Source organism: Dietzia sp. CQ4, from assembly GCF_014145125.1.
Taxonomy (GTDB): Bacteria; Actinomycetota; Actinomycetes; order Mycobacteriales; family Mycobacteriaceae; genus Dietzia; species Dietzia natronolimnaea.
Genome location: NZ_JAALDZ010000133.1, coordinates 1 through 16,027, shown reverse-complemented (window position 1 = coordinate 16,027; position 16,027 = coordinate 1). Strand labels below are relative to the sequence as shown.

Annotated in this window: 17 protein-coding genes and 1 pseudogene; 17 read left to right on the top strand and 1 reads right to left on the bottom strand. The window is 69.1% G+C overall.

Annotated elements, in window-relative coordinates:
* Positions 1-171: 171 nt before the first annotated feature.
* The 17 genes from rho (at position 172) to G6031_RS18875 (ending at position 15,541) form a co-directional block, all read left to right on the top strand.
* Positions 172-2,268, top strand: a complete 2,097-nt coding sequence (rho, locus tag G6031_RS08475) for a transcription termination factor Rho (RefSeq protein WP_241737260.1) — start codon at positions 172-174, stop codon at positions 2,266-2,268.
* Positions 2,265-3,350, top strand: coding sequence for a peptide chain release factor 1 (gene prfA, locus G6031_RS08470; protein WP_182610722.1), 1,086 nt, complete (start codon positions 2,265-2,267; stop codon positions 3,348-3,350). The genes rho and prfA overlap by 4 nt, the downstream gene beginning before the upstream one ends.
* A 3-nt stretch (positions 3,351-3,353) precedes the next feature.
* Complete coding sequence (locus tag G6031_RS08465; protein ID WP_347237937.1) at positions 3,354-4,304, top strand: HemK/PrmC family methyltransferase; 951 nt, start codon at positions 3,354-3,356, stop codon at positions 4,302-4,304.
* A complete protein-coding gene (locus tag G6031_RS08460; protein ID WP_179525557.1) occupies positions 4,301-4,954 on the top strand; it encodes an L-threonylcarbamoyladenylate synthase in 654 nt (217 codons plus the stop codon). The genes G6031_RS08465 and G6031_RS08460 overlap by 4 nt, the downstream gene beginning before the upstream one ends.
* Before the next feature lie 15 nt (positions 4,955-4,969).
* On the top strand, positions 4,970-6,130 hold the full coding sequence (locus tag G6031_RS08455) for an MraY family glycosyltransferase (protein WP_179525556.1): 1,161 nt from the start codon (positions 4,970-4,972) through the stop codon (positions 6,128-6,130).
* A gap of 10 nt (positions 6,131-6,140) precedes the next feature.
* On the top strand, positions 6,141-6,587 hold the full coding sequence (locus tag G6031_RS08450) for a hypothetical protein (protein WP_179525555.1): 447 nt from the start codon (positions 6,141-6,143) through the stop codon (positions 6,585-6,587).
* 268 nt (positions 6,588-6,855) lie between these two features.
* Positions 6,856-7,581, top strand: a complete 726-nt coding sequence (gene atpB, locus G6031_RS08445) for a F0F1 ATP synthase subunit A (RefSeq protein ID WP_241737259.1) — start codon at positions 6,856-6,858, stop codon at positions 7,579-7,581.
* A 100-nt stretch (positions 7,582-7,681) separates the two neighbouring features.
* Positions 7,682-7,921: an ATP synthase F0 subunit C gene (locus G6031_RS08440; protein ID WP_182609679.1), complete on the top strand. Its 240-nt coding sequence runs from the start codon at positions 7,682-7,684 to the stop codon at positions 7,919-7,921.
* 31 nt (positions 7,922-7,952) lie between these two features.
* The gene (locus G6031_RS08435) at positions 7,953-8,528 is read left to right on the top strand and encodes a F0F1 ATP synthase subunit B (RefSeq protein WP_179525554.1); all 576 of its coding nucleotides are present in this window, start codon (positions 7,953-7,955) and stop codon (positions 8,526-8,528) included.
* 14 nt (positions 8,529-8,542) lie between these two features.
* A complete protein-coding gene (locus G6031_RS08430) occupies positions 8,543-9,361 on the top strand; it encodes a F0F1 ATP synthase subunit delta (protein WP_179525553.1) in 819 nt (272 codons plus the stop codon).
* A gap of 105 nt (positions 9,362-9,466) precedes the next feature.
* Positions 9,467-11,107, top strand: coding sequence for a F0F1 ATP synthase subunit alpha (gene atpA / locus G6031_RS08425; protein ID WP_179525552.1), 1,641 nt, complete (start codon positions 9,467-9,469; stop codon positions 11,105-11,107).
* A 54-nt stretch (positions 11,108-11,161) separates the two neighbouring features.
* Positions 11,162-12,148, top strand: a complete 987-nt coding sequence (locus G6031_RS08420; protein WP_182653010.1) for a F0F1 ATP synthase subunit gamma — start codon at positions 11,162-11,164, stop codon at positions 12,146-12,148.
* 3 nt (positions 12,149-12,151) lie between these two features.
* Positions 12,152-13,600: a F0F1 ATP synthase subunit beta gene (atpD, locus tag G6031_RS08415; protein WP_107747342.1), complete on the top strand. Its 1,449-nt coding sequence runs from the start codon at positions 12,152-12,154 to the stop codon at positions 13,598-13,600.
* A gap of 9 nt (positions 13,601-13,609) precedes the next feature.
* Positions 13,610-13,981, top strand: a complete 372-nt coding sequence (locus tag G6031_RS08410; RefSeq protein ID WP_179525551.1) for a F0F1 ATP synthase subunit epsilon — start codon at positions 13,610-13,612, stop codon at positions 13,979-13,981.
* A gap of 59 nt (positions 13,982-14,040) precedes the next feature.
* Positions 14,041-14,490 (top strand): DUF2550 family protein, encoded by a 450-nt coding sequence (locus G6031_RS08405; RefSeq protein ID WP_182609675.1) that lies wholly within the window; start codon positions 14,041-14,043, stop codon positions 14,488-14,490.
* Between the two features lie 54 nt (positions 14,491-14,544).
* Positions 14,545-15,225, top strand: a complete 681-nt coding sequence (nucS, locus tag G6031_RS08400; RefSeq protein ID WP_179525549.1) for an endonuclease NucS — start codon at positions 14,545-14,547, stop codon at positions 15,223-15,225.
* 13 nt (positions 15,226-15,238) lie between these two features.
* Positions 15,239-15,541 carry an ATP/GTP-binding protein gene (locus G6031_RS18875; protein WP_259843874.1) on the top strand — a complete coding sequence of 101 codons (303 nt, stop codon included), beginning with the start codon at positions 15,239-15,241 and terminating at the stop codon, positions 15,539-15,541.
* Here the strand turns inward: G6031_RS18875 and G6031_RS08395 are convergent.
* Positions 15,522-16,027 (bottom strand): annotated as a pseudogene (locus tag G6031_RS08395) (hypothetical protein); the annotation flags it as partial. The gene G6031_RS18875 and the pseudogene G6031_RS08395 overlap by 20 nt on opposite strands.

Sequence of the window (16,027 nt, the reverse complement as noted above, 5' to 3'; positions counted from 1 at the left end):
CCAGTTCGCCGCCACGGAAGGCCTCAGCGGCCACCCGGGACGCCCGTCCGCGTCCCGGACAGTTGCTCGGTGCGAAGCGGTGGACACCGCCTCGGCCCGGGCCCAGAAAGGACTCCCGTGACCTCGACGGAAACCCACTCCACGCCTCCGCAGGGTGCCGCACTGGCAGCCATGCGACTGGCGGACCTCAAGTCCCTGGCGCAGCAGATGGGCCTCAAGGGCCTGTCAGGCAAGCGCAAGGGCGATCTGGTGGCGATGATCGACTCCGCCCGCGGCGGGAAGTCCCAGGCTCCCGCCCAGTCCGCGCCCGCCGCGATCGCGGAGAGTGCCCCCCGGTCCGACGCGCAGAAGCCGCCGAGTGGCCAGCAGCCCGCGCGCGAACCCAGGAAGACGGACGAGGGTTCGACTCGGGGTGGCGGTGAGGCGACCGCCGAGAGCCGGGGCCGCGGGGACGGGCAGGACCAGGGCGAACGGAACCGTCGCGAGGACGGCCCGCGCGGCGGTGGCCAGAACCAGAACCAGGCGCAGGGTCAGAACCAGGCACAGAACCAGTCGCAGGGTCAGAACCAGGGGAACCGGCAGCGTCGGGGCGGGCAGAACCGCGACGACCAGGGCTCGGGTCGTCAGGATCAGGGTCAGCAGGGCGGTCGCGCCCGCGATCAGCAGTCCGGTGATCAGCAGAACCCCGATCAGCAGGGCCGCGATCAGCAGGGCCGCGATCAGCAGGGCCAGCAGAACCGCGACCAACAGGGCCGCGATCAGCAGGGCCAGCAGAACCGTGACCAGCAGGGTCGTGACCAGCAGAGCCAGCAGAACCGTGACCAGCAGGGCGGGCGCGGCCGCGGTCGCGACCAGCAGGGCGGGGACCCGGGGAACCAACGCACCCAGGGCAACCAGGGCAACCAGGGCGGGGACAACGGCCCGCGCGGCGACGGTCAGAACCGTGATGACGACGACGGGAGCGGCCGCGGTCGTCGAAGCCGTCGCCGGCGTGAGCGCAACCGCGGTGGTGGCGGTGGACGTCCGTCGGAGGGCGAGACCGAGGTGCGGGACGACGACGTCCTCCAGCCGGTCGCCGGGATCCTCGACGTACTGGACAACTACGCGTTCGTCCGCACCTCCGGTTACCTCGCGGGTTCGAACGACGTCTACGTCTCGATGAACATGATCCGCAAGCACGGCCTGCGTCGCGGCGACGCGATCACCGGCGCGGTCAAGATGCCGCGGGACGGCCAGAGCGACACCCAGAACGACGGGCCCGGCGGCGGGCAGGGTGGCGGTCGTGGTGGCAACCAGGGTGGCAAGAACCGGGCGAAGTTCAACCCGCTGGTCAGGATCGACTCGGTCAACGGAGGGCCCCTCGAGGATGCCCGCAACCGTCCGGAGTTCGGCAAGCTCACGCCGCTCTACCCCAACCAGCGTCTGCGCCTCGAGACCGAGAAGAACATCCTCTCTACCCGCGTGATCGACCTGATCATGCCCATCGGCAAGGGGCAGCGAGCGCTGATCGTCTCCCCGCCCAAGGCGGGCAAGACCACGATCCTGCAGAACATCGCCAACTCGATCGCGGTCAACAACCCCGAATGCCACCTCATGGTCGTGCTCGTCGACGAGCGACCGGAGGAGGTGACCGACATGCAGCGGTCGGTCAAGGGTGAGGTCATCGCCTCGACCTTCGACCGTCCGCCGTCGGATCACACCCAGGTCGCCGAACTCGCGATCGAGCGGGCCAAGCGGCTGGTGGAGATGGGGCAGGACGTCGTGGTCCTCCTCGACTCGATCACCCGGCTGGGCCGCGCCTACAACAACTCGTCGCCCGCGTCGGGGCGCATCCTGTCCGGTGGTGTCGACTCCACGGCGCTCTATCCGCCCAAGCGGTTCCTGGGGGCGGCGCGCAACATCGAGAACGGTGGGTCCCTGACCATCATCTCCACGGCGATGGTCGAGACCGGGTCCGCCGGCGACACGGTGATCTTCGAGGAGTTCAAGGGCACCGGCAACGCCGAGCTCAAACTGGACCGGCGCATCGCCGAGCGGCGCGTGTTCCCGGCGGTCGACGTGGGCCCCTCGGGCACGCGCAAGGAAGAGCTTCTGATGACGCCCGAGGAGGCCGGTGTCATGCACAAGCTGCGGCGCGTGCTGTCGGGTCTCGACTCGCACCAGGCCATCGACCTCCTGATGTCGCAACTGCGCAAGACCAACACCAACTACGAGTTCCTGTTGCAGGTGGCCAAGACGACCCCGACACTGCCGCAGGACGAGGAGTGACAGAGGCCCCGGGACGATCGCCGTCCTCGGTCGACGACGTCCTCTCCGAGTACGGGGGCCTCGAGGCGCAGCTGTCGGACCCGGCGCTCCACGAGGACCCGGTGGCCGCGCGCAGGGTGGGCAAGCGATTCGCCGAGCTGACCCCCGTGGTGCAGTGCTACCGCGCGCTGGAGTCGACCCGGGGCGATCTGTCCGCCGCGCGTGAACTGGCCGGTGACGACTCGTCGTTCGCCGAGGAGGCCGAGCGGTTGGCGACCGAGGCCACGCGCCTGGAGTCGCGCCTGGCCGACCTGTTGGCACCGCGGGACCCCCATGACGCGGACGACGTGCTCATGGAGATCAAGTCCGGCGAGGGAGGGGAGGAGTCGGCCCTGTTCGCGGCGGACCTGGCCCGCATGTACACGCGGTACGCCGAGAAGCACGGGTGGGTCGTCGAGGTCCTCGGGGTGACCGAGTCCGACCTGGGCGGCTACAAGGACGCCTCGTTCTCCATCCGGTCCCGGCACCCCTCCCGCGAGGGCGTGTGGTCGCGACTGAAGTTCGAGGGCGGGGTGCACCGCGTCCAGCGGGTACCGGTCACCGAGTCGCAGGGCCGGGTCCACACGTCGGCCGCCGGCGTGCTGGTGTTCCCGGAGCCCGAGGACGTGGGGCCGGTCGAGATCGACGAGTCGGATCTGCGGATCGACGTCTACCGCTCGTCCGGCAAGGGCGGGCAGGGTGTCAACACCACCGACTCGGCGGTGCGGATCACGCACCTGCCCACCGGAACTGTCGTCACGTGTCAGAACGAACGCAGTCAGCTGCAGAACAAGCAGCGCGCACTCGAGGTCCTCGCCGCCCGGCTCCAGGCGGCGGCCGAGGAGGCCGCGAGCGCCGAGGCCTCCGAGGGCAGGTCCACCCAGGTCCGTACCGTCGACCGGTCGGAGCGGATCCGCACCTACAACTTCCCGGAGAACCGCATCGCGGATCACCGGGTCGGGTTCAAGGCGCACAATCTCGACGCCGTGCTCGACGGTGACCTCGACGCGGTCCTGGACGCCCTGGCCGCCGAGGACCGTCGCAGACGTATGGAAGACGCGTAGGCCGTGGACCCCCGCCCCGTGCCGGCGACCGGGGTCGTGAGGTCGGCGGCGCGCGAGCTACAGGCGGCCGGCATCGACTCCGCACTCGTGGAGGCGCAGTTGATCTGCGCACACGTCCTGGGTGTCGGACGCTCCGCGCTCCCACTTGTCGAGGGGGTGGGCGCGGCCGGGGTCGCCGAGGTCGGACGGATAGTCGCCGCCCGCACCCGCGACCGGACCCCGCTCCAGTACCTGCTCGGCCGGGCCGTGTCGGGGCGACTCGACCTCGCGGTGGGCCCGGGGGTCTTCATCCCCAGGCCGGAGACGGAACTGCTCGTCGAGGACACGCTGTCCGCCCTCCGGCCTCCGGGCGTCGGACCGGGCCCGGTCGTCGTGGACCTCTGCGCCGGTAGCGGCACGCTGGCCCTCGAGATCGCCCACGCCAGGCCCGACGCGCAGGTCCACGCAGTCGAACTTCACGAGAGCGCGCTCGGGTGGCTCCGGCGCAACGCCGCCGAGCGGGTTGCGGCGGGGGACACCCCGGTGGTGGTCCACGCGGGTGACGCCACGGACCCCGACGTCCTGGCGGGCCTGTCGGGCAGGGTCGACGCGGTGGTGTCCAACCCGCCGTACATCCCACGGTCCGACGAGCTCCCGGTGGACGTGCTCGGGCACGAGCCGTCGACCGCACTGTTCGGGGGAGATGACGGCCTCGCCGTCATCACGCCGCTCGTCGGCGTCGCGGCCGGCCTCCTGGTGCCGGGTGGGCACCTGGCGGTGGAGCACGACGACACGACCGGCGCCGAGGTCGCGGCGGTGGTCTGGGCACAGGGATGCTTCGGTACCGTGGAGCAGCACACCGACCTCGCCGGACGCCCGCGCTTCGTCACCGCGACGAGACTCGACCGTCCAGGCGGCGATCATCACGACGACGACGAGGTCGACCCGAGAGCCCGGAAGGGGATCACCCGGTGACCATCACCTACGACTGCACCGAGGACACCGGTCGGGAGGTCGGCCTCAGTTCCGCGGCCGGCGCACTACGTGCCGGTCGGCTCGTCGTGACCCCCACGGACACGCTCTACGGCATCGCCGCCGACGCCTTCGACCCGGACGCCGTCACCCTCCTGCTCTCGGCCAAGCGTCGCGGCCCGGACATGCCCGTCCCCGTCCTGGTGGGATCCTGGGAGACCATCGACGGCCTGGTCGTGAGTACTTCGGCGACCGCGCGCGACCTCATCCGCGCCTTCTGGCCCGGAGGTCTGAGCCTGATCGTGCACCAGGCGCCGTCACTGAACTGGAATCTCGGGCACACCCAGGGCACCGTGATGCTCCGGATGCCGCTGCACCCGGTCGCGATAGAGCTCCTGCGGGAGGTCGGCCCCCTCGCCGTCTCCAGCGCCAACGTCTCAGGTCAACCCCCGGCCACGACGGTCGCGCAGGCGCGTGACCAACTCGGCGACTCGGTCGCGGTCTACCTGGACGGCGGCCCCTGCGCGGTGGGGGAGCCCTCGACGATCGTCGACCTCACCGGACCCGCCCCCCGGATCGTCCGGGAGGGGGCCGTGAGCGCGGAGCGTGTCGGGGAGGTCCTGGGGACCGACCCCGCGGCCCTGCGTGGCTGACCGGGTGGTCTGACCGTGGGAATAGGGGTGCCGTTCCGCGAGCTCCTGCTCATCGCGGTGACGGCCGGCCTGGTCACCTTCGTCGTCACGGGTCTGGTCAGGGGAGTGGCGCCGGCGATCGGGGGCCTGGCCTATCCCCGCGACCGGGACGTGCACGTCGTGCCGACGCCCCGCCTCGGCGGGGTCGGCATCTTCACCGGGATGCTGGTCGCGGTCTACCTGGCCGCGCAGCTCCCGGCTCTCAACCGGGCGTTCCCGCCGTTCGCCCCGGACGTGGAGGCGACGATCATCGCGGGCGGGGTGATCGTGCTGGTGGGGATCGTCGACGACATCCTCGGTCTCGGAGCGGTGACCAAGCTCGCCGGTCAGGCGGCAGCGGCCGGCGTCCTGGTGGCCATGGGCGTCTCGTGGACGTTGGTGTACATCCCGTTCGGGGACGGCAACATCCTCGTCCTGGACCAACTCCAGGCGGGGTTGCTCACGGTGGTCTTCACCCTGACGATCGTCAACGCGATGAACTTCGTCGACGGCCTGGACGGCCTCGCCGCCGGGCTCGGCGCCATCGCGGCCATGGCGATCTGTGTGTTCTCCGTCGGGATCATGCTCGACCAGGGCGGCACCGTCGGGGCGTACCCCCCGGCACTCGTCACCGCGGTCCTGGCCGGGGCGTTGCTGGGTTTCCTGCCCCACAACTTCCAACCCGCCCGGATCTTCATGGGCGATTCGGGTTCGATGCTGATCGGCCTCGTCCTCGCCGCGGCCTCCACCAGCGCGTCCGGGAAGATCTCACAGAGCCTGTACGGGCCGCAGGAGATGATCGTCCTGCTCTCGCCGATGATCGTGGTCGCGGCCGCCATGTTCGTTCCGATGCTCGACCTCGTCCTGGCGGTGATCCGCCGGGTCGGCGCCGGCCGCAGTCCGTTCGCCCCCGACAAGATGCACCTGCATCACCGCCTGCTCGACCTCGGTCACTCCCATCGGCGGGTCGCTCTGGTCATCTACGCATGGGTCTCCCTCATCGCGTTCGGTGCGGTCGGGGCGACGATGCTCCCCACCGAGGTGATCGTCCCGCTCGCGGCCGCCGGACTCATCGCGGTCCTCGCCGCCACCCTGGTCCCGCGCCTGAGGAGTTCGAGGGGTGAGCGCGACACGAACGGGCCGATCGGTCCCCGCTAGGCTGCTCGCCATGACGGACATCCCCGCGACACCCGCGCAGCCCGCCGAAAGCCCACACACAGCCGGCCTCCGCAAGGCGGTGCGGCTCGGCGCGGTGGCGCTCGTCGTGCTCACCGTGATCAGCGCGGCGGCATGGACCGCCGTCGACGGGACCCCCGGGCTGTGGGGTGCGCTGATGGGCGCCGCGGTGGGCGGCGCGTTCGTGCTCACCACTGCGATCGTGGTCATCGCCACGGCCCACTCGGCGCCCCAGACGACCGCGGCCGTCGTCCTGGGGACCTGGCTGGTCAAACTCCTCGCCGCCATGGGGGTCGTGGCGGCGCTCTCCCGATTCGACTTCTACTCGCGGCCCGCCTTCGCCGTGACCGTCATCGCCGCTCTGATCGTGGTCCTGGCGGGGGAGACGTGGGCGGTCCTCAAGACCCGGGCTCCGTACGTGGAACCCGATGCCGGCTGACGGGTCCCCCTGTGACACCGGCCCGAGACCAGGGTGTTATCCTCATCTGCGGTGAGACGAGCACGTCACCGGGCTGCACCACGGCCCGAGGCGGTCGCGCGGAATCCCAACTCGGCCGCGAACACCGGGCCACTCGTACCGAACGCGCTCGGGCGTACGTCGCCCAACACGACCAGGGGAGAACACACTGAGTACCACGCTTCTGGCCTTCAAGGGCGAGTTTCACCCCCCGAACATTGACTACGAGTTCTTCCCTGCCGATCAGTGGCTGACCGGATTCGCCGGTGACGCGTTCGTGCTGGACCGGCTCATGATCATCCGTCTGCTCATGACCGTGGTCCTCCTGGGCTTCTTCATGCTCGCCATGCGGAACCCCAGGTTGGTCCCCCACGGGGTCCAGAACTTCGCCGAGATCTGCCTGGACTTCGTCCGGGTCCATATCGCGGAGGAGATCCTGGGGAAGGAGCAGGGACGCCGTTTCCTGCCGATCATCGCGACGATCTTCTTCGCGGTGTTCGCGATGAACCTGCCCACGATCATCCCGGGACTCAACATCTCGCCGAACGCCAGGATCGGCTTCCCGCTGATGCTCGCGCTGCTGGGCTACCTGACCTTCATCTACGCCGGTTCCAAGAGATACGGGTTCGCGAAGTTCATCAAGGCGAGCGTGGTGATCCCGGGGCTTCCTCCGGCTCTGCACATTCTGGTCGTCCCGATCGAATTGGTGTCGACGTTCATCCTCCGCCCGGCCACGCTGACCATCCGTCTCATGGCCAACATGTTGGCGGGGCACCTGATCATCGTCCTGCTGTTCAGCGCCACGAACTTCTTCTTCTGGCAGTTCAACGGCTGGACGCTGCTGGCGGTGGGCACCTCCCTGCTGTCGGTCGCCTTCACGCTGTTCAAGCTGTTGGTGCTGTTCCTCCAGGCGTACATCTTCGCGCTGCTGGTCTCGGTGTACATCGACCTCGCGCTCCACGCGGAGAGCCACTAGAACCCGGGCCGTCAGGCCTGACACGACCACCCGTCAACCCGACAATTCACGTCCGACCGGAGCGGGAAAGCCCGCGCCGGCCATCTGAAAGGGAAACCCCATGGACATCGTCACTCTCGCCCAGGCCACCGAGTCGACCGTGAGGGGCTACGGCGCGATCGGCTACGGCCTCGCCGCCATCGGCCCCGGCATCGGCATCGGCATCCTCGTCGGCAAGACCGTCGAGGGAATGGCACGTCAGCCCGAGATGGCCGGCACCCTCCGTACCACGATGTTCCTCGGCATCGCCTTCACCGAGGCGCTCGCCCTGATCGGTATCGTCGCCGGCTTCCTGTTCTGATCGACGACCACCGACCTCGTAGGGACGCACCATGAACAACGTCATCGCCATCTTGGCGGCCGAGGGTGGAGAATCACTCCCCCTGGAGGACAGCCCCAACCCGCTGATTCCTCCGCTGTATGACATCGTCTGGTCGCTCATCCCGCTCGCAGTCATCCTGTGGCTCTTCTGGAAGTTCATCCTCCCGAAGTTCCAGCAGGTTCTCGACGAGCGTTCCGAGCGCATCGAAGGCGGTCTGCGTCGTGCCGAGCAGACCCAGGCCGAGGCGAAGGAGGAGCTGGCCAAGTACAAGGCCCAGCTCGCCGAGGCGCGCAGCGAAGCGGCCAAGATCCGCGACGACGCGCGTGCCCAGGGTCAGCAGATCCTCGCGGACATGAAGACCGAGGCGCAGGCGGAGAGCGACCGCATCGTCGCCGCCGGCAACCAGCAACTCGCCGCGCAGCGCCAGCAGATCATCGCGGAGCTCCGCAGTGACCTGGGGCGTCAGTCGGTGGATCTCGCGGAGCGACTCATGGGTGAGCAGCTGTCGGATCCGGTCCGGCGTTCGGGCACCATCGACCGCTTTCTGGCAGACCTCGACCGGGTCCCCGGCGCGGGCAAGAACTAAGGGAAGTGGAGCCGATGCACGCAGCGAGTCGCGAAGCGCTCGACCAGACCCGGAGCGAACTGGAGCAGACCCTGGCGGCGAACCCGTCCGGGGGAGCGACCGGCGCGAAGGTGGGCCAGGAACTCTTCGAGGTCGTGCGCGTCCTCGAGGACAACCGCGCCCTCCGGGTCTCCGTGGCCGACACCGCGGCCCCGGTGGAGGCCCGACAGGACCTGGTCCGTGGGGTGTTCGGGTGGAAGGTCGACCAGACCACCCTCGATCTGCTCCTCGCTGCGGTGTCCCGTGACTGGTCCAACCCGCGGGAGTTGCGGGAGGGCCTGATCCGGCTCGGCCGGGAGGCGCTCCTGCGATCGGCGGACCAGCAGGGACAGCTCCAGGCCGTCGAGGACGAGTTGTTCAGGCTCGGCCGCATCGTCGCCGGAGATCCCCAGTTCGAGCAGCTCCTCGCTGACCGGACCGCGGAGGCGGGAGCCAAGCGGGGGCTTCTCGCGGAGGTCCTGTACGGCAAGGTCACCGCGGTGACCGAGGCCCTCGCCTCGCAGGCCGTGGACCGCCCGTCCGGCATGCCCGCGGACGACATCATGGAGATCTCGACCCAGGCCGCGGAGTTGCGCGGGCGCTCCGTGGCGGTGGTGACCAGCGCCGAGCCGTTGACCGAGCAGCAGTCGGATGATCTCAGGGCGCGCCTGGCCACGCTGTACGGGCGGGAGATCGCCATCCACAACGACGTCGATCAGGCACTTCTGGGCGGCGTGGTCGTCCGCGTCGGCGACGAGATCATCGACGGTAGCGTGGCAGGACGGCTCGACGCGATGCGTCGTTCCCTTCGCTGACCAGCTGGTCCGGCACAAGACGAGCTGCGACTCGGCCGTGTTCCAGCGGTGGCGGCTCAGGTACACACCCATAAAGCACATCCCGACTTTGAGAGCAGGAATGACATGGCGGAGTTGACGATCTCCTCCGAAGAGATCCGCAGCGCGATTGCGAATTACACCTCGACCGTTTCGACCGACGCGACGAAGGAGGAGGTCGGCGTCGTCGTCGACACCGGTGACGGCATCGCGCACATCAGCGGACTCCCTTCGGCGATGGCCAACGAGCTGCTGGAGTTCCCCGGCGGGATCCTCGGTGTCGCACTGAACCTCGAGGACCGCGAGATCGGTGCGGTCATCCTCGGTAACTTCGACGAGATCGCCCAGGGCCAGGAGGTGCGCCGCACCGGGAACGTCCTCTCCGTCCCCGTCGGCGACGGCTTCCTCGGCCGCGTCGTCAACCCGCTCGGCAAGCCCATCGACGGCCTCGGCGACATCGAGTCGGCCGGTACCCGCGCCCTCGAGCTGCAGGCACCGTCCGTGCTCGAGCGTCAGCCCGTCGAGGAGCCGATGCAGACCGGCATCAAGGCCATCGACGCCATGACGCCGATCGGCCGCGGCCAGCGCCAGCTGATCATCGGTGACCGCAAGACCGGCAAGACCGCGGTCTGCATCGACGCCATCCTCAACCAGAAGGCCAACTGGGAGTCCGGCGACAAGAGCAAGCAGCTCCGGTGCATCTACGTCGCCATCGGGCAGAAGGGCTCCACCATCGCGGGCGTCAAGGCGACGCTCGAGGAGCACGGCGCGATGGAGTACACCACCATCGTGGCGGCCCCGGCCTCCGACTCGGCCGGCTTCAAGTGGCTCGCGCCGTTCACCGGCTCGGCCATCGGTCAGCACTGGATGTACGAGGGCGCCCACGTCCTGGTCGTGTTCGACGACCTGTCCAAGCAGGCCGACGCCTACCGTGCGATCTCGCTGCTGCTGCGCCGCCCGCCGGGTCGTGAGGCCTACCCGGGTGACGTCTTCTACCTGCACTCCCGGCTGCTCGAGCGCTGTGCCAAGCTCTCCGACGAGATGGGCGGCGGCTCCCTGACCGGCCTGCCGATCATCGAGACCAAGGCCAACGACGTCTCGGCGTTCATCCCGACCAACGTCATCTCCATCACCGACGGCCAGGTCTTCCTCGAGTCCGATCTGTTCAACCGCGGTGTGCGCCCGGCGGTCAACGTCGGTATCTCCGTTTCGCGAGTCGGCGGCGCCGCCCAGACCAAGGGCATGAAGAAGGTCTCCGGTTCGCTGCGTCTCGATCTGGCCGCGTACCGCGACCTCGAGTCCTTCGCGACCTTCGCCTCCGACCTGGACGCGGCGTCCAAGGCCCAGCTCGAGCGCGGGCAGCGTCTGGTGGAGATCCTCAAGCAGGACCAGAACTCGCCGGTCGCCGTGGAGGACCAGATCGTCTCGATCTACCTCGCCGGCGAGGGCTTCTACGACACCGTGCCCGTCGAGGACGTCCGTCGGTTCGAGGGCGAGCTGCTCGAGAGCCTGCGGCACTCCGCTGCCGACGTCTACAGCCAGATCGACGGCGGGGCGGCGCTCTCCGACGAGTCCAAGGCGACGCTCGAGGCCAAGACCAACGAGTTCAAGGAGGGCTTCGTCGCCTCCGACGGTTCGCGGGTGGTCAACGAGCCCGAGGCCGAGGCGCTCTCGGAGGACGAGATCGACCGTGAGACGCTGACGGTCACCAAGAAGAAGAAGGCCTGAGGCCTGCGATGACAGCCATCCGATTCAAGGCCGAGAGGAGAGTGATCTGACGCAATGGCGAATATGCGTGAACTGCGCGACCGGATCAAGTCGGTCAACTCGACCAAGAAGATCACCAAGGCCCAGGAGCTGATCGCCACCTCGCAGATCTCCAAGGCCCAGGCGAGGGTCGCGGCGGCCCAGCCGTTCGCCGATCAGATCACCGCCATCCTGACCGACCTCGCCAGTGCGTCGTCGGTCCAGCACCGGATGCTCAACGAGCCGGAGGACGCCAGGCGTTCCGCCGTGCTCGTGGTGACCTCGGACCGCGGGATGTGTGGTGGCTACAACCACAACGTCCTCAAGGAGGCCGCCGAGCTCATCGCGTTCCTCGAGGACGCCGGCCGCGAGGTCGACATCTACGTGCTGGGCAACAAGGGCATCGTGTACTACACGTTCCGCGAGGTGGAACTCGCCGGTTCGTGGCAGGGACACTCCCAGAAGCCCGACTACCAGGAGGCCCGTCCGGCCTTCCAGCTCCTGTCCGCCGCCTTCGCGGCCGGCGGCGAGGAGACGTTCGACGCGACGGAGTTCCTCGGGAGCGACCATCCCGGGGACACCACCCGCAAGGGCGTCGACGAGGTCCACATCGTCTACACCCAGTTCAAGTCGATGCTCACGCAGACCCCGCGTGCGCGGCGACTGGCCCCGATCGAGACCCGCGTCGAGATCGAGGAGCTGGATCTGGGCGAGGACTACATGGATTCGCCGGAGACGGAGTTCAAGCCGGAGGTCACCTTCGAGCCCGATGCGGACACTCTGCTCGACAACCTCCTCCCGAGGTACATGTCGACGAGGGCGTTCGCGTCGCTGCTCGAGTCGGCGGCGTCGGAGTCTGCGGCACGCCGCACGGCAATGAAGTCGGCGACGGACAACGCGACCGAACTGGTGGAAGGCCTGAGCCGCGAGGCCAACCAGGCCCGCCAGGCACAGATCACCCAGGAAATCAGCGAGATTGTCGGTGGCGCTGGTGCGCTCGCCGCTAGCGCAGGAAGTGACTAAGCAATGACCACAGCTGTTACCGATCAGAGCACGACGGGCACGGCCGGTCTCACCGGTCGGGTCGCCCGCGTCCTGGGTGCGGTCGTCGACGTGGAATTCCCGCGTGGCGCCCTCCCGGCCCTCTTCAACGCACTCACCACCGAGATCACCCTCGAGGCCGTCGCCAAGACGGTCACCTTCGAGGTCGCCCAGCACCTCGGCGACAACATGGTGCGCTGCATCTCCATGCAGTCCACCGACGGACTCGTCCGCGGCGCGGAGGTCGTCGACTCGGGCAAGCCGATCTCGGTGCCCGTCGGCGACGTCGTCAAGGGCCACGTCTTCAACGCCCTCGGCGACTGCCTCGACGCCCCCGGCACCGGCCGGGACGGCGAGCAGTGGGGTATCCACCGCGAGCCGCCCGCCTTCGACCAGCTCGAGGGCAAGACCGAGATCCTCGAGACCGGTGTGAAGGTCATCGACCTCCTCACCCCGTATGTCAAGGGTGGCAAGATCGGCCTCTTCGGTGGTGCCGGTGTCGGCAAGACCGTGCTGATCCAGGAGATGATCACCCGTATCGCCCGCGAGTTCTCCGGTACGTCGGTGTTCGCCGGCGTCGGCGAGCGCACCCGTGAGGGCACGGACCTGTTCCTCGAGATGGAGGAGATGGGCGTCCTCCAGGACACCGCCCTGGTGTTCGGCCAGATGGACGAGCCGCCGGGGACGCGTATGCGCGTCGCGCTCTCGGCTCTGACCATGGCCGAGTACTTCCGTGACGTGCAGGGCCAGGACGTCCTGCTGTTCGTGGACAATATCTTCCGCTTCACGCAGGCGGGTTCCGAGGTCTCGACCCTTCTCGGTCGCATGCCGTCCGCCGTCGGTTACCAGCCGACCCTCGCGGACGAGATGGGCATGCTGCAGGAGCGGATCACCTCGACGCGGGGTCGATCCATCACCTCGCTCCAGGCGATCTACGTCCCCGCCGACGACTACACCGACCCGGCGCCGGCCACCACGTTCGCGCACCTCGACGCCACCACGGAGCTGTCCCGCTCGATCGCGTCGAAGGGCATCTACCCCGCGGTGGACCCGCTCACCTCGACCTCCCGGATTCTCGAGCCGGGCATCGTCGGGGAGGAGCACTACCGGGTGGCGCAGCAGGTCATCCAGATCCTGCAGAAGTACAAGGAGCTGCAGGACATCATCGCCATCCTCGGTATGGACGAGCTCTCCGAGGAGGACAAGGTCACCGTTCAGCGTGCCCGTCGCCTCGAGCGCTTCCTCGGCCAGAACTTCCTGGTCGCCGAGAAGTTCACCGGCCAGGTCGGCTCGGTCGTCCCGCTGTCGGACACCATCGAGGCCTTCGACAAGCTGTGCAAGGGCGAGCTGGACCACCTCCCGGAGCAGGCGTTCAACGGTATCGGCGGTCTGGACGACGTCGAGGCGGCCGCCAAGAAGCTCTCGGGGAAGTGACCGCTGACCATGGCTGACATCGAGGTCGAGTTCGTCACGGTCGAGCGTCGTTTCTGGTCCGGTACCGCCACCATGGTGGTCGCCAAGACCACCGAGGGCGAGATCGGAATCCAGTCCGGGCACGAGCCGCTGCTCGGCGAGCTGGACGCCGGTGGCACCGTGACGGTCTACACGGACGAGGGCAAGAAGGTCGCCGCGGTGCAGGGCGGGTTCCTCTCCGTGACGGCGAACAAGGTCAGCATCCTCGGCGAGACCGCGGAGTGGTCGGAGTCCATCGACCGCGGCGAGGCCGAGCGCGCGCTGTCCGAGGCAGGCGACGACCAGGCGGCTGCCGCAGCCGCACGCGGTCGGCTCCGCGCGGTCGAGAAGGCCGGCGCCTAGCAGTACGGAACGGTCCGCCCGTGACCTGACGGCCGCGGCCACCGGAAGGGGTTGAGCAGATGGCGATCACCGGGATCATTCTCGGTGTCGTCGTGCTGCTCGTCCTCGCCCCGGTGGTCGCGGCCGTCGTCTATCGACTGGTGGTCGTGCGCAGGGACTCCACCTCGGTCCTGGTCAAACGGGACGGGGGAGACGCGTGGCGTCACGGAGCCGTCCGCTACTCCGACACCGACCTGGCGTTCTACCGGTTGTTGAGCGTGAGGTTCGGGGCTGACGTCCGTCTCGACCGCAGAAGCCTCGAGTTGGGTCCCCGTCGTCAGCCGACGGGGCACGAACTCGACGTCGCCGAGTCGGGGGAGCTCATCGTGTCCTTCTCCGGCCACGATCGCAGGGGTGGGATCAGGGAGGGCGAGATCTGCGTGGGGCCCGCCGAGCTGACCGCACTGCTGGCGTGGGTGGAGGCCTGCTCGACCGATCAGGTCCGCTCTCCGGCCCGCCGTCGGCGCTGACAGCCCTACAGGGCCCTGAGGGCCGTCCGGCACATCCCGATTCCAGGAGGAACCGTGCGTCTCGTCGTCGCCACCTGTCAGGTCGACTACGTCGGCCGTCTGACGGCCCACCTGCCCATGGCACCCAGGCTGCTGCTGGTCAAGGCGGACGGGTCCGTCAGCGTGCACGCCGACGACCGCGCGTACAAGCCGCTCAACTGGATGACGCCACCCTGTTCGTTGGTCGAGCAGGAGCACCCGGATGACCCCGGACACCAACTCTGGGTTGTCGAGAACAAGGCCGGCGAACAGCTCCGGATCACGCTCTCCGAGGTCCACCACGACTCCCGGCACGAGCTCGGTGTGGACCCCGGGCTGGTGAAGGACGGTGTCGAGGCTCATCTCCAGGAGTTGCTGGCCGAACACATCGAGACCCTGGGGCCGGGATACAGCCTGATCCGCCGCGAGTACATGACCGCGATCGGTCCGGTCGACATCCTGGGGCGGGACGCCGACGGCGTCACCGTGGCGGTCGAGATCAAGCGTCGAGGCGAGATCGACGGCGTGGAGCAACTCACGCGGTATCTGGAACTGCTCAATCGCGACCCGCTGTTGTCTCCGGTCAGCGGGGTGTTCGCCGCCCAGGTGATCAAGCCGCAGGCCCGGACCCTCGCCGAGGACCGCGGCATCCGGTGCGTGACCCTCGACTACGACTCTCTCCGTGGGATCGAGTCGACGGACCTGCGGCTGTTCTGAGGGCGGGGACCGGGTGCCGAGACGTCACAGACGCGCGGGGACGGGCCGTCCGGCGCCCCGGCGGGAGGGGCCGGGTGGCGGTGCGCTCGAATCCGGCCCGTCGGGTGACCCGGATGACTACCACGTCCGGCGCGTCCCCGGATCGCGCGCCGGTAAGGACTACCGTTGCCCGGGATGCGACCAGGTGGTCCCCGCCGGGACCCCACACGTGGTGGCGTGGCCGGACAGGCCGGGGGGCGACGACGAGCGCCGCCACTGGCACAGCGGATGCTGGTCCGGGAGGGGCAGCCGGGGTCTCACCCGTCGTTGGAGCTGAGCCGTGGGTCGACGAGCCCCGGGTCGGCGGGCATGACCGCATCGTCGTCCGGGCGGCCGGGAATGGGCTCCAGCCTGGCACGGATCGCCGCCAGATCGGCCAGGACGCGCTCTCGGACCGACCGCAGTTCCTCGGTGTGTCGACGCGCCGTCGAGACCAGCGATGCAGCCTCGGCCGCGGCGCGGTCGACCGTCTCGCGGGCCTCGTCCTCGGCCTGACGTCTCACGGCGTCCGCCGCGGCGACCGATGCCGCCTGCCGTTCCCGGTCCTCGAGCAGGGACTCCGTTCTCCTCGCATCAGAGGCGATGCGGTGATCCTCGTCGATCAGATCCCGCCGGTGAGCGGCCTCGAGGTCGAGCCGTCTGGCCTCACGCTCCGCCGCGAGGATGATCTCGCGGGCCCGCGAGCGCGCCGCGTCGAGGATCCCCGTCTGCTCGGTCCGCACCGCGGCCGCCCGGTCGCGGGCCGCGGTGAGCTCCGCGGTGG